The organism is Hahella sp. KA22 (assembly GCF_004135205.1).
Classification (GTDB): Bacteria; Pseudomonadota; Gammaproteobacteria; order Pseudomonadales; family Oleiphilaceae; genus Hahella.
This window is the reverse complement of record NZ_CP035490.1, coordinates 4,685,796-4,700,037: the sequence shown is the minus strand read 5'-3', so window position 1 is coordinate 4,700,037 and position 14,242 is coordinate 4,685,796. Positions and strand designations below refer to the sequence as shown.

Sequence of the window (14,242 nt, the reverse complement as noted above, 5' to 3'; positions counted from 1 at the left end):
CTTACAGGCGTCCATCCACCAAGTCTTTCGGAAGAACATATTTGACGTCGAAGAGGACGTGGTTGTCCTTACCGAGTTTGCGGATATTTTCTATTCCCATATCTTTGAACTGCTTATGAGCCACAGTGAGAATAATGGCGTCATAATGGTTTGTTTTCAGCTCTGGAATAACGCGAATGCCGTATTCGTGCTCCGCTTCCGCAGGGCTGGCCCAGGGGTCATAGACATCAACATTGGCGTTGTATGACTCAAAGGCGCTGATAACGTCGACTACGCGAGTGTTGCGGATGTCGGGGCAGTTCTCCTTGAACGTCAATCCCAATACAAGAATGTTGGCTTCGGCCACATGTTGTTTACGTTGCGTCATCATGCGAATGACGCGTTCCGCCACATGTTCGCCCATACCGTCGTTAATGCGTCGGCCGGACAGGATAATTTCAGGGTGGTGACCGACCGCCTGGGCTTTGTAGGTCAGGTAGTAGGGGTCGACACCGATGCAGTGGCCGCCAACCAGGCCAGGGCGGAAGGGGAGGAAATTCCACTTGGTGCCGGCTGCCTCGAGTACTTCTAAAGTGTCGATGCCCAGCTTTTCGAAAATCAATGACAGCTCATTGATTAGCGCAATATTGACGTCGCGCTGCGTGTTTTCGATAACCTTGGCCGCTTCAGCAACCTTGATGCTGCTCGCTTTGTGGGTGCCTGCGACAATGATGGAGGCGTAGAGCTCATCTACGTACTGGGCGATTTCTGGAGTGGAGCCGGAGGTGACCTTCAAAATGTTGATGACCCTGTGCTCCTTGTCCCCCGGATTAATTCGCTCGGGGCTATAGCCAGCGAAAAAGTCCTGATTGAACGTCAGTCCAGAGATCTCTTCAAGTATTGGAACGCAGACTTCTTCCGTTGCGCCGGGATAAACGGTGGACTCGTAAATAACAATGTCATCTTTTTTCAGTACTTTGCCGATAGTGCGGCTGGCTGATTGTAACGGTCTTAAGTCGGGTGTCTTGAAGTCGTCGATGGGCGTTGGGACGGTGACAATGTAAACATTACAGGATTGTATATCTTCAAGTTTGCTGCTGTAGGAAAGTTTATTGGCTTCAGCAAGTAGTTCGGGTTCCACTTCCAATGTGCTGTCTTTACCGGATTTCAGCTCCTCAATACGGGCGGCGTTGATGTCAAAGCCAACGGTAGAGAACTTCTTGCCGAACTCGACGGCCAGTGGCAGGCCAACATAACCCAGGCCCACAACTGCAATTTTTGCGTTCCTCAAATCTGTCATTGGAAACCCTTTAAGCGAGATAGTAGTAGTATTTTATTTAAAAAATCGAACTATAATGAGCGTCCGTCGTTAGACGGTCTCCGCGGAAGCCCTTGGCAGTTCCGTGGAAACTCAGGAAAAATACCCGCGCATCCATGATTGGATCATGCGCTTAAGGCTAAATCATTCAAGACTTCGTTTGGACTGAATTGCGCATCTCGACCATTGTGGCAATATCAAGCGAACTCTTGAGAAATTTAGCCAAAGCGCGTCGCCGCGCAAGTATATCGGAAAATACGCGCCAAGATATTTGAATTTAGTTTAACAATACTCTTTTGTATTTGCTTAACTTAAGTTGTCCAAAAAAATTTGATAGCATGAGCGGCCCTCAAGTCTAGGCTGCAAGTCCGTGTTGGTAAGGAGAAAAGGCTTGGCCCACGTACGTATATTCCGGCATTACATACATTTGCCCTACATTATCATGGGCGCCGCGGACCTGGTGGTCTTAGGCGTAGTATTTTACTGTGGCGTTTTCTTCCGTTATTTCGGCGAAATTAATTTTTTCCTTGATAACTATCAGGTCGCCTTTCCCGAGGCCCTGACCTTCGCGGCGGTGAACCTGATCATCATGATCGCAATGGGGGTCTATCCCGCGAAAACCCAAGAGGGTATGTCGGGCATGATGTTGAGAACGATATTCTCGATTCTCATGTCCGCCGCAGGTTTGTCGTTTTTATTTTATGTAACCGAATCCTGGTTATGGTATTTCGGCAAAGGCGTCCTGGCTCTTTCCTCGGTCCTGGCGATTTTTATCCTGGGAATATCCCGTAGCCTGTTCCTGTTTTTCGCCAATGAACAAAGCTTCAAGCGCAACGTCCTGGTGCTCGGGGCGGGAAATCGCGCGAGTAATCTCTATGAAGATCTAAAAGAGCCCCTGGACCGCCGAGGCGTTGAGTTGATGGGGTTTGTGCCTGGGCTTGATGAAGAGGTCAAGGTGCCTCATCAGAAAGTGTTGACGATTCCTGGAACGTTGAAAGAGTACGTTCTACAGCATCCTGTCGATGAAATTGTTATCGCGCTGGATGACCGCAGGAAAAAGTTGCCCCTGGATGATCTGTTGGAATGCAAGATGGAGGGCGTGCATATCGTGGACGCGCCTACATTCCTGGAGCGCGAAGGACGCAAGGTGGCGCTTGATCTGATCCAGCCCAGCTGGATGATCTTCGCTGACGGGTTTGGAGCTGTTTCCACCCGCAGCATTACCAAGCGTGGGTTTGATATTTTATCCAGTCTAAGCCTGTTGCTCGTGACTTGGCCTATTATGTTATTGACGGTGCTTGCCATTAAGCTTGAGGAAGGCTGGTCGGCCCCCGTGTTATACAAGCAGGAGAGGGTGGGGCTAAACGGTCAGCCATTTCCTGTTATGAAGTTTCGGAGCATGAGGGTCGATGCAGAAAAGCATGGCGCTGTCTGGGCGCAGAAAAATGACACTCGTGTGACCCGTATAGGCGGCTTTATTCGTAAAGTGCGTATCGACGAGCTGCCGCAAATTTTTAATGTTTTGCTCGGAGATATGGCTGTAGTCGGGCCGCGCCCGGAAAGGCCTATATTTGTGGAAAAGCTTTCGGAAAAGATTCCTTACTACAACGAAAGGCATAGAGTGAAGCCCGGTATTACCGGTTGGGCGCAGCTCTGTTTTGCTTACGCCGATAGTGAGGAGGACACCAAGGAGAAGCTGCGGTATGATTTATACTACATTAAAAATCAGAGCCTACTGCTTGATTTGATTGTATTAATTCAGACCGTTGAGGTTATTTTGTTTAAGAAAGGCTCCCGGTAAGCGGGCGCTCGGGTTTTTAACATTGGCATCATTGTTTTGAAGTATTTGGCAGGGCGTAATGTTGGAAAACTATCCGGAAAAACCTGGCTGCTGACGAGTCGCATTGGATTCAACTGCTGATTAACTTGGGATACTAATGATGAAAATTAACGCCTTGAAAATATGCGTTCTAGCATTGCTGGCTGTGCTGTTTAGCGCCTGCAGCACGGTTAAGCCTTCCGACAATGCTTTGGTTAGCGCCGCTCTGAAAGACCGGCCGAAGATGCTGGAATCGTATATTCTAGGGCCTGGCGATGTGGTTAATATAAATGTTTGGCGCAACCCGGAGTTATCTGGAAGCGTGCCAATTAGGCCGGATGGCAAATTGTCTACGACACTGGTTGGCGATATCGTAGCGTCCGGCAAAACTCCGGCTCAGCTGGCAGAGGAAATCAAGCAAAAGCTATCGGTTTATATTCGCGAGCCTCAGGTAAGCGTTGTTGTCACCGGAATGCAGAGCTATGAGTTTTCCAGTAGGGTGCGCGTTACTGGCGCGGTGAAGTCGCCAATTTCAATACCTTACCGTCATGGTATGACTGTCATGGATGTCGTATTGACTGCCGGCGGGCTGAATGACTTCGCCAGCGGAGACGGCGGCGTGCTGTACAGGCAGTATCAAGGGAAGACCGTCATCATTCCTGTAAAATTAAATGAAATCTTTCAGGAAGGCGACGTGACCACCAACTATGAGTTGAACCCTGGGGATATAATTACTGTTCCTGAGAAGGTGTTGTAATACGACGCAGTTGGGGGCGAAATTGAATTTGAGACAGAACTTTTCTCTTATGACTATGCTGGTGCAATGATATGGCGGTTCCTTTAGATCAGCTACCAAAAGAAGCCTTCAGGGAGATTCGCTCCCGGAAATGGCTGTCGTTCTTTGTTTTTCTTGCTGTCAGCTTCGGAACGCTTGTCGTGGGCGCATTTTGGCCGCAGCAGTTTACTTCACGAAGCGTTATATACGTCGATGATCAAAATATCATTCGGCCTCTGATGGATGGCTCAGCCCTAACCACCAAAGTGAAAGATCACGTTGCTTCTGTTGAAGAGGTTATGTTGTCGAGGAGAGTTCTGACCCGTCTCGCAGAAATGGAAGATATCTGGGGGCTGTAAAATCAGATGCTGCGAAGGAAGGCATTATTTCAAAAGTGCGAAATAATGTCGCGGTCAAGAAGACCGGTGCCCCTAACTTTATTGAAATAGAATACAAGGATTCTAGTGCGCAACGAGTCTTTGATGTGACTCGTGAGTTGACGCAGCTCTTTATTGAAGAAACCGAAAATAGCAAGCGTGAAGAGAGCCGCAATGCGTATGAGTTTGTTGATAAGCAAGTTAAGGCATACCAAACGCAGTTACAGGCTTCTGAAGAACGCTTGAAAAATTTTCTGCAGGACAATGTGGATGGAACTGCAGAGTCCGTAGGATCGAGATTATCTGGTCTTGAACGTCAGATTGAAGAGGCGGAGCTAGCCCTCAAGGAGGCGATAGCTCAGAGGGATGCGCTGCAATCGCAACTTTCTGGACAATCTCGAGTTGTGAGAAGAGAAGTCGCTGATGATGCGTATCAAACTCGCATTGATGAGTTAAATAAAAAGCTTGATTCCTTGCGATTGATTTATCTGGATAGCTATCCTGACATTATCGCGTTGAAGCAACAAATAGTTGAGTTGGAGAAGCAGCGCGCAGAGGCGGTGTCCAGCGGTGGTTCGTCTACGCGCTCGGAATCTTCTTTTAACCCTATCTATCAAGAGTTGCAAAGCGAACTCTCAAAAGCCCTCGCCAATATAGATACATTGCGTACAAGACAAAAGTCCTTGGCGGCCTTATTGGAGAAAGAGCGCTCGAGGATGCAGCGTATTCAGGAGAATCAGGCGAAGATTGCTGAGCTAACCAGGGACTATGAGGTTAACAAGAATATCTACGACGATCTATTGAAACGTCGGGAGAAGGCGCGAGTTTCCATGCGTCTGGATGTAGAAGGTCATGGGCTTAGTTATAAGATTCATGAGCCGTCGGCCTATCCGCTTAAGCCGTCTGGGTTTACTTTCCGCCATTTTGCAATGGCGGGGCTGTTTTTAGGTTTTCTCGCGCCTATCGGCATAGCTGTCGCGTTCTGTCAGGTAGACCCGCGTGTACGTACTGGATCTATTTTGCAGGAAAATACGGGTATCCCTGTGTTGGCGACGATTCCCTATATTTCCACTCCATTGGAACGGAGAATTGACCGGCGTCGAACTAAAGTCATTCTTTTCTTGGCATTAGTCAGTATTGGCGTTTATTTAGTTTATGGGTGGATGCGTTATACGGGAGTTGTCTTGTGACCGATAAGCAAGAGAATATCAAAAATATTTACGATCTTGATAAAGGGCAGGCTAAACCTAAAGAGCCTCAGCCTAATAACTCCGCCGCTGATAGAGTGCTGGTGCCCAGCTCGCTGGAAGTTAAGTCTGGCAGCGTAGAGCGTTATGTGATCAGTAAACAGATCGCCAAGATGAGAGAGCCTTCTCTCTTGTCGGTCGACGATCTGAATCAGAAGCGAATTATTCATCCAGAATCTCCTGATCGTACAATTATCGATAAGTTCCGAGAGTTGCGAACTCGTTTGCTGGAGATTAGCAAAGGTAATAATTTCACCTTGGCTGTTACAGGCGTTACGGAAGGGTGTGGCGCGTCCTTTGCGGCAATAAATCTGGCGGCAGCGTTTGCCCTGGACAGCAGTAAGACTGCATTGGTTATTGACTGCAACCTGAGAGAGCCATCACTGCATAACATTTTGGATTTGATGCCTGATCTGGGGGTGACGGACTTTATTGAAGATCCTGATATGGATATTGCCTCCGTGATTTACCCAACAGGCATTAAAAGGCTGAGATTGATCCCGGCGGGAAGTAGACGAGAATCGTCGGGAGAGTTTTTTACATCGTTTCGTATGAGGCAGTTTTTGCACTCATTAAGAAAGCGCTATCCAGACCGCTTTATCATTCTGGATACTCCTTCGATTGCAGTGTCGCCCGATGCGCGGATTATCTCCGAGCTGTGTGATTTGACATTAGTTGTCGTACCTCATGGAAGGGTTACAGAAAGTCAGATTGTGTCCGCTGTGTCATCGATTCCGTCGCAGAAGTGCGCGGGAGTCTTAGTAAATGGCTGAGAATAGCTAAAAGAGACTGTCTTTCTATATAACCACCATAAGGACCTGTCCCTTCATGGATCACCTTCTATTAGTTAAATCAAGGCCGGCTATGCTTGCCTTGGTTGGTATAAATGCAATAAGCGCAGCACTAAGCGTTCAGGCGGAGCCGCTGGAAGTGCAATTAAGCGCTACTCAGGAGTACTCCGATAACGTAACAAAAACTCAGAACAAGGAAGATGATTGGCTTAGCAAGGTAGGTTTAAAGCTGGGGCAAACGCTTACGAAAGGGGCTTTTGAGAGTTCACTTTCGGCAGATTTTGGGTTTGAGCACTATTGGGGCGACACCTTTGGGGGTGAAGTTTCCACTGAGATGGTATACGACGGAAGATATAATTTCAGCCCCAGCCTGTCTTGGCTTATTAAGGATGAGCTGACTGAGGATGTGCTAAATAGCAGTACGCCAAATACCCCAGATACAAGAGTTCGGAAGAATGTTTTTACCACTGGACCTAGTTATCGTTTTGCTATGTCAGCGGAAGATGATTTGGTGCTAGGGGGGCAATACAAGCAAATCGACTTTGATAGTAATACCGCTATCGACAGCAAAAGAAATACCGCAACTGCCGATTATGTGCATCGTTTTGCAAATGAGCTTACGTTTACATGGAGCAATAGTGGAGAGTGGGCTGACTTGGATAACGAGACAGACATCGAGACTTTAGAGTCTGAGGTGCTTCTCAGTAAGCGCTATAACGATCTATTCGCCAGTATGGGCGTTGGTATGACCAAACTTACCAGTGAGCAGGCGAATGTCACCAAAAAGTCGGATGAGGTCACTGGGTCTTTGAATCTAAGTTATCAGGCCAGTGCAGCGGTTGGTTTGACGTATGCTTATAATCGCAAGCTAACCGACAGCGCGTCTGAAACTGTTTTCCAGATTTTTGAACACCCGATCACGATAGGGTCCAGTGATAGTGTATTAATGCAAGAGCATGTTGCAGGGGCGAATTACAAACCAAATTCTAGAGATGTGTTTCAATTAAAAGGCTCTAGTACGACCGAAGAAAATGAAACAACGACCCTGGAAGATAAAGAGTATTCCGCCGCAGTAAGCTGGTCTCATAAGGTTAACGCTGTCTGGAATTGGTTGGTGTCGTCTGAATACACTAACAAGACCTTTGGGGGCAGTAACGCAGAGCAGGATACTTACGAGCATTCAATACAGGTTAACCATCATTGGTACAAAAACTTCAGCTCCCGCTATTACGTTGAATATGAGTCGAAAGATTCTGATGGCGGAGCAGCAGAATACGATGCCATGACCGTCGGAGTGGGCGTCGACTACGTCCCCAATTTTTAATCATACAGGTGGTTGTCTTGCAGAACGCCTTGACTATAGATGTAGAGGATTATTTCCACGTTGCAGCGCTAGCGGAATCAATTGGCGTTGATGAGTGGACGAGTCGGGAGTGTCGTGTTGAAAAAAATACGCGAGACTTGCTTGAGTTGTTTGACAAGAAAGGTGTGAAAGGCACTTTTTTTGTTTTGGGCTGGGTGGCGGAAAGATATCCTCATATTGTCACGGAGATTCATCAGGCGGGCCACGAAGTGGCCTCACATGGCTACAGCCACCAATTGGTTTATTCGCAGACCCCTGAAGTATTCAGGGAAGAAACTGCCAAATCCAAAGACATTCTGGAAAATATCATCCAAAAGCCAGTGGAGGGATATAGGGCGGCAAGTTACTCAATAACTGCCAAGTCCAAGTGGGCCCTGGATATTTTGTGTGATTTGGGGTTTAAGTGGGACTCAAGTATTTTTCCAGTAAGGCATGACCGGTATGGGATGCCAAATACGCCAGAAGATCCTTATCTTCTGCAAGCGCCAAATGGAAAACAGATTGTTGAGTTTCCCTTAACCACGTGCCCAATCGGCAAATATAGACTTCCTATCGCTGGTGGCGGCTATTTCAGGTTGTTTCCCTATTGGCTTACGCGTTGGGGGTTGGGACGGGTTAATAAGTTGGGGCGCAGTTTTATTTTTTACTTGCATCCATGGGAAATTGATCCGAAGCAGCCTCGAGTCAAGGCCAGCATGTTGTCGACATTTAGGCATTACAACAATCTGGATGTTTGTTTTTCCAGGTTGGAGGCATTGCTCGATGACTTTTCCTTCACTACGGTTTCGGACGTGCTTAAGTCCCAGTCTATCGACCCAGCTCCAGTTGCGGTTTAACGCCTGTTATGAATGATGCTAATAATTTAGACAGCCTGAAGTTGCGGGAAGAGCAGCTTAAAGCGCGTAAGGGCGAGCTGTCGCGCTTAATTGGCGAAGCCAAAAAAAATGGCTCTGATGCGAGTGAGCTCATTACTGAAATGGGGGCTGTGTCCGCCGAGTTTAAGGAAGTAACGGGGCAGATTAAGGCCCTTAAGAAATCGCAACGCCAGCAGGCTGGCCAATCGAGAGAAATGCTTTCGGACGACCCTCTAGATAAATCTAAGCAAGCCGAGAAGCTGCAACAGATTGTTGAAGAGGCCTATTCTGCGTCGCAGATCTTAAGTCATGCTGCCAAAGCGTTTCGAGTAGTGGATATCGACGCTGAACAAGGCTTGCGAACGTCCTGGGATGAATACGTCGATCGGCATCCACAGGCTTCCCCCTACCACAAGCTGTGGGTGAAATCTTTCGTGGAGTCCGTGTACGGTCATCCATGTCGATTTATTTGTGCGCTTGATGAGTCTGACAGAGTTGTCGGCGTTCTGCCGCTTACTCAATTGAACAGCCGTTTATTTGGAAACTTTATTGTTTCTGTTCCGTATTTTAACTATGGCGGTATTCTCGCGGACAGCAAGCAGGTCGCCCAAATGCTGATCGCTGATGCTGTGCGTTGGCGCGATCAGGTGGGAGCGGGGCATATCGAGCTGAGACACTTGACGTCATCCAATTTGGGGCTGCCACAACGAACGGAGAAGCTGACGTTCTGGCTTGCGTTGCCCGAGCAGGAAGAAGATTTGTGGTTGAGCTTTAAGCCTAAAGTTCGAGCGCAGATTAAGCGGCCTCAAAAGGAAGTTGCGGAAATTACTATCGGTGGCGCTGAGTTGCTGAGTGACTTCTATGCTGTTTTCGCAAGGAATATGAGGGACCTTGGTACGCCAGTCTATGGGAGAAACTTTTTTCATGGCTTCCTTAGCTCATACGGAGAATCTGCTAGAGTTGTCATAGGCAGGTTAAACGGCTCTGTAGTCGCATGTGCAATCATTATCGGTAGTGGCGATCGGATGGAGATCCCCTGGGCTTCAACGGTGCAGGAGGCCAATAGCTCTGGTATTAACATGCTGATGTATTGGGAAATTCTAAGGTTCAGCATTAAAGGAAAATACAAGATATTTGATTTTGGGCGTTGCACGGAAGATAGCGGAACTTACAAATTTAAACAGCAGTGGGGCGCCACACCGGTGCGGTTACACTGGGACTACTGTCTTGCTGAAGGGAAAGAGGCGCCTAAGCTTAATCCTGATAACCCCAAGTTCAAGCTGCTGATTGCTGTATGGACAAGACTGCCAGTGTGGCTGACCAACATGGTTGGTCCCATGGTAGTTAAGTATTTGCCCTGATCGAGAGCGTGCGATATGCAATCTGGCCTTTACATGTTGCAGGGTTGAGGCGATGAGTAATACTCCCAATCATCGAGAACACCGCGCAGGTCTTTTTGCGATTGCACATGAGAAGGGTTGGGGCTTCCCGGAAATCCTCCTTAATTCCGTTGAGCGCTTCTCTGAAAGGCCTGCGGTGAAATCTGAAGATGGTGAGCTTAGCTATCGCCAGCTTCTACAGCACTCCCTGTTGGTGGCCGATCGGCTCAATGCGCTGGGGATTGGCGTTGGTGATCGTGTTGCAGTCTGTGTAAATCGCGACCATCATTTGCCGGCATTGCTTTTGGGCGTTGGTATAGTCGGCGCAGCATATGTTCCAGTTGACCCGGCATTTCCTGCGGAGCGTATCCGAATTATTCTGGAAGATGCAGACGCTTCCGCCGCCATATTCGAGCCATCTACCTCTGATCTTTTGCAAGGCATCCCTGATTTAGTGCTTTTGGATAAGTATAAGGTAGCGGAGGCTGGCGATGATGTGTTTGCTAAGTCTCTTGATGACCTCCGTGACAGCTATGTAAGTTTCAGGGGCTCGCTTGAGAACGCCGCTGATTTGATCGCGTATATCATTTTTACTTCAGGTTCTACAGGGCGCCCCAAAGGTGTTCCCATTGCGCAGTCCGCTGTTATTAATTTTCTATATGGTGTAGACGAGGCTATCGGAACTCGAGATGGCGATCGTTTTCTCGGGTTGACTACGATTTCCTTTGATATATCTGTCTTGGAATTATTTCTTCCGCTGATTCTTGGCGGGGTTGTTTATGTCTGTAAGAAAAGCGATGCGCTGTCTCCGGATCGGCTTGGCGCTATTATCGCGAAAAATGAAATTAATGTCCTTCAGGCGACGCCGGCAACCTGGCGCTTGATGCTGGAGCTGGGGTGGCGTCCTCGCAATACGCACAAGATTTTGTGTGGTGGAGAGGCCTTTCCGGTCGATCTGGCGGGAAAACTCCTTAAGGAGGCGGGTGAAGTTTGGAATATGTATGGGCCTACCGAGGCGACGGTATGGGTTTGTAGCCATAAGGTAAGTCAAAAAGATATTAGCGCGGGATTTATACCGTTGGGCGCCCCTTACGCTAATGTCGATCTGGTTGTAGTAGATGAGAATCTGAATCCAGTTGCGGGAGAAGCGGCTGGTGAGTTGTTAATTGGCGGCGCTTGTTTGTCTCCTGGATATTTTAGGAGGCCTGAACTCAATAAGGACCGCTTTGTTGCTCTCAATTTCTCTGGTTCTTTCCAGTCATACTATCGTACAGGCGATCTGGTGCAGATCGTCGGCGGTCAGATGCGTTATGTGGATCGGCTTGATAATCAGGTAAAGATTCGAGGGTTTCGAATTGAATTGGGAGAGATTGAGGCCGCGTTGACGCGTTTGCCGGAAATTGCTGACGCTGCGGTTGTGGCTGTGTCTAACCCGGCTGGCGATAACGTCCTCGTTGGTTGTTTGCGCTTTTCCAGAGAAGCTTTGGCTTTTGGAGAGGTTGAGAACTCGCTGCGGCAAACGCTGCCGTTTTATATGGTTCCCGGCCTCTGGCGAATATATGACAGCTTTCCACAAACGCCGAATAAGAAAATTGATAAGAAAGCATTGAAAGGCGATGTGGAAAAGGGAATGGCGTCCTCTATATTGGCTGATAGGCTGTTTTCTTCCGATATGGAGCGGCGTTTGGCGTCTGCATGGAAGGCGGTTCTGGGTGTGTCCCCGCAGGACGTCCACGATCATTTTAATGAGCTCGGGGGGCACTCCCTAGCTTCAGCCAGACTCTCAAACGAGATTGAGATTGAGTTTGGCAAGTCCATTGGCGTGAATCAGTTGATTGCATGCCCAGTCTTTATTGAGCAGTGTGAACTTGTTACGGCTGCGCCTGAGGCGAAGAGTCACTCTGACCTAATAACGCTGGAAGAGTGTGCGGAGCTAAGTGATGGACAACGAAGAATTTGGTTTATATGTCAGTTGGCGGGCTCCAGTAGCGTATTTAACGAATCTGAGGCATTTATTTTAGAGTCGCCTTGGGATGTGGGCAGACTGGAGCGGGCCATCTCCTTGCTCCTGCGCGAACACCCTGTTCTAAGATTGAAACTGAATGTAGCTAACTTGTCGTGGAGTCTGTGTTCGGGAGTAGAGACGCCATTGCAAGTAAGAGATATTGCAAGTTCATCAGATTCCTTAGAGGCGCTTTTGCATCAAGAAGCCAAGCGTGAGTTTGACTTTGATGCTGAATTGCTTGTTCGCTTTGTCGCCTATGAAAGAGAAGGGCGGATTTCCGCTCTGCAGATGGTGACTCATCATATATTGCTGGATGGCATATCCCAATTGAAAGTTTGGGACCGCTTGTTGCAACTTTATGAGGGAGGGGAGACTCTGGTTGCCAGCCAGGATAGTGAGGCAGGAGCTAAGGGTGTAATTGTCTCTCCTCGCCGAGGAGACTTAGAGGAAAGCGTCGAGTTTTGGGTGCAAACGCTACGGAAACCATTACCGCTTTTAAGTTTGCGAACCGATTACGAACGTCCTGATTTTTTTGACTTTAAGGGAAGGCAAATTGTTGAAGTTCTAGGTCAAGATCTCTCTTCCAGACTCATCGACGTAGCGAATAAATTAAGAACTCGGCCATTTGTCGTGTTGATTAGTGCTTTCTCTGCGTGGTTGAGGAAAGCAACGGGCGCGCATGACCTGATACTTGGGACGGCTACAAGCGGTCGTGAGGGGCAAAAGGGACTACATGATGCAATAGGAATGTTTTTTAACACCATCCCGCTGCGACTGCCTGAGGTGGTTGGCGGTTTGCAGGAACAGTTAAAAAGCACTGAGCAAGCCTTAAACCTGGCCTTGCTGCATGGCGGGATCTCATTTGAAAAAATAGTCTCCAGCATACAGGCTGCCCGCGATGCCTCCAGGCCTACCTTGGCGCAAGCATATATAACATTTAACGATTTCTCGAATCGCAAGTTAAATGTGGCGGACAGTGGCGCTTTGAGTCCTGTGCCGGTTGATATTGGCTATACGCAGGGGGAAGTCTTTCTTTACGTTGACTTTTATGGAGGCGACTTTGTTTTTCGCTTTCAGACAAGCACTGCCTTATTTAATTTGGACACAAGCAGGAAAATGCTTGCGGCGTATATGGCGACGCTAAAAAGTTTTATTGAAAGCATGGAAATTGGCGGGGCTGCATTAAGCTCGGATGTCTCAATAGATTACTTTTCGGGGACTATAGACACTGGAGGGGCTGAAGGTCGGCGTCAAACCAGGCTTCATGATGGCGAGGACAAAGAGCTGCTCAATAAGGTTGGAGCTATTTGGAAAAGTGTTTTGGGGTTAGACGAGCTCGATCTTGACGCTAATTTCTTTGAGGTTGGCGGTCATTCGATTAAAGCGTTGCAAGTGTTTGACCAGTTGCATCGGCGATATGGGATTAATGCGCCGCTGGCTTTGCTCTTCAAAGCGCCTACAGTAAGGTCCCTGGCTGGTGAGCTGGCGCGTATTAACACTAGTTATTCCGAGTCGGGGGTTGAGAAGAATAACTATGCCGTCAGAGAGGGTGAGGGATGGAAAAATATCGTGCAGCTGTCTGCTGGTGGAGCCAAGACCCCCTTGGTTTGTATTCATCCTGTAGGCGGTAACGTGCTTGCCTATAAGGCGTTGCTAGACTTTGACGATTTGAATCGCCCTGTTTATGGTATACAGGCTACCGGACTGGATGGGATAAGCGAGCCCTCATATTCAATTCTTGATATGGCTCGCCATTATGCCGCGCTTCTCGACGAACTTCTTAGTAAAAAGCAGGTTTTACTATTGGGAGGGTCTATGGGGGGCTCTATAGCGGTAGAGCTGGCTAATGAACTTTCTGGCAGGGGGTTTAAGGTTGATTGGGTCATATTGCTTGACACCATCGGACCTGAGGCCAAGCACCTGCCTGAAGGGTTCGCTGAGGATCGTCGCACGTTTTTGCAAAAGGTCGCCCAAAGCACATCGGCCAGAATAAGGTATTACAAGAATTTTTTAGAAGTCAGATTCTATCGGATGCTGGGCATCAGAATGCCTCAGACATTGCGCGTGTTCGAGGTGCGTAGATCGAATCGACTTGCTGTTGAAAGGCATATAGAAAGAGCTTACAACGGGAGTGTAATGCTGTTGCGTCTGCCTTCCACCGAGTCTGGCGCATATAGCTTGCCCGTGTTGGGCTGGGAAAGGCATCTGACAGGAAGAGTGGAAGTTGAGACGGTGGATGCTGAGCATGCGCACTTTCTGGAGTCTGAAGAGGCGAAGCGAGTGCTGGCTTGTTTTCTTCGAGAGCAAGAATAGAGTGTCGAAAGGGGTAACTTTC

At 48.3% G+C, this 14,242-nt stretch carries 10 protein-coding genes; 9 read left to right on the top strand and 1 reads right to left on the bottom strand.

Annotation, left to right across the window (positions count from 1 at the left end):
* Position 1 precedes the first annotated feature (1 nt).
* Entirely contained in the window at positions 2 to 1,279 is a 1,278-nt protein-coding gene (gene tviB, locus EUZ85_RS20645; RefSeq protein WP_127971493.1) for a Vi polysaccharide biosynthesis UDP-N-acetylglucosamine C-6 dehydrogenase TviB, read from the bottom strand.
* Positions 1,280 to 1,688: 409 nt separating this feature from the next.
* Here tviB and EUZ85_RS20640 point away from each other — a divergent pair, with 409 nt between their 5' ends.
* The 9 genes from EUZ85_RS20640 to EUZ85_RS20600 all read left to right on the top strand — a co-directional run bounded on the left by EUZ85_RS20640 (position 1,689) and on the right by EUZ85_RS20600 (position 14,220).
* Positions 1,689 to 3,098, top strand: a complete 1,410-nt coding sequence (locus EUZ85_RS20640) for a TIGR03013 family XrtA/PEP-CTERM system glycosyltransferase (RefSeq protein ID WP_127971491.1) — start codon at positions 1,689 to 1,691, stop codon at positions 3,096 to 3,098.
* Positions 3,099 to 3,234: 136 nt separating this feature from the next.
* Entirely contained in the window at positions 3,235 to 3,873 is a 639-nt protein-coding gene (locus EUZ85_RS20635; protein WP_127971489.1) for an XrtA/PEP-CTERM system exopolysaccharide export protein, read from the top strand.
* 71 nt (positions 3,874 to 3,944) lie between these two features.
* The gene (locus tag EUZ85_RS20630) at positions 3,945 to 4,250 is read left to right on the top strand and encodes a Wzz/FepE/Etk N-terminal domain-containing protein (protein WP_129498757.1); all 306 of its coding nucleotides are present in this window, start codon (positions 3,945 to 3,947) and stop codon (positions 4,248 to 4,250) included.
* Between the two features lie 35 nt (positions 4,251 to 4,285).
* Positions 4,286 to 5,458 carry an XrtA system polysaccharide chain length determinant gene (locus EUZ85_RS20625; RefSeq protein ID WP_168199904.1) on the top strand — a complete coding sequence of 391 codons (1,173 nt, stop codon included), beginning with the start codon at positions 4,286 to 4,288 and terminating at the stop codon, positions 5,456 to 5,458.
* Positions 5,455 to 6,288, top strand: coding sequence for an XrtA-associated tyrosine autokinase (locus EUZ85_RS20620; RefSeq protein ID WP_127971485.1), 834 nt, complete (start codon positions 5,455 to 5,457; stop codon positions 6,286 to 6,288). Before EUZ85_RS20625 ends, EUZ85_RS20620 begins: the two co-directional genes overlap by 4 nt.
* A 55-nt stretch (positions 6,289 to 6,343) precedes the next feature.
* Positions 6,344 to 7,630, top strand: coding sequence for a hypothetical protein (locus tag EUZ85_RS20615; protein ID WP_127971483.1), 1,287 nt, complete (start codon positions 6,344 to 6,346; stop codon positions 7,628 to 7,630).
* A gap of 17 nt (positions 7,631 to 7,647) precedes the next feature.
* Complete coding sequence (locus tag EUZ85_RS20610; protein WP_127971481.1) at positions 7,648 to 8,505, top strand: XrtA system polysaccharide deacetylase; 858 nt, start codon at positions 7,648 to 7,650, stop codon at positions 8,503 to 8,505.
* A gap of 8 nt (positions 8,506 to 8,513) precedes the next feature.
* Positions 8,514 to 9,884 carry a FemAB family XrtA/PEP-CTERM system-associated protein gene (locus EUZ85_RS20605; protein WP_127971479.1) on the top strand — a complete coding sequence of 457 codons (1,371 nt, stop codon included), beginning with the start codon at positions 8,514 to 8,516 and terminating at the stop codon, positions 9,882 to 9,884.
* 52 nt (positions 9,885 to 9,936) lie between these two features.
* Positions 9,937 to 14,220, top strand: a complete 4,284-nt coding sequence (locus EUZ85_RS20600; protein ID WP_127971477.1) for a non-ribosomal peptide synthetase — start codon at positions 9,937 to 9,939, stop codon at positions 14,218 to 14,220.
* Positions 14,221 to 14,242: the final 22 nt, after the last annotated feature.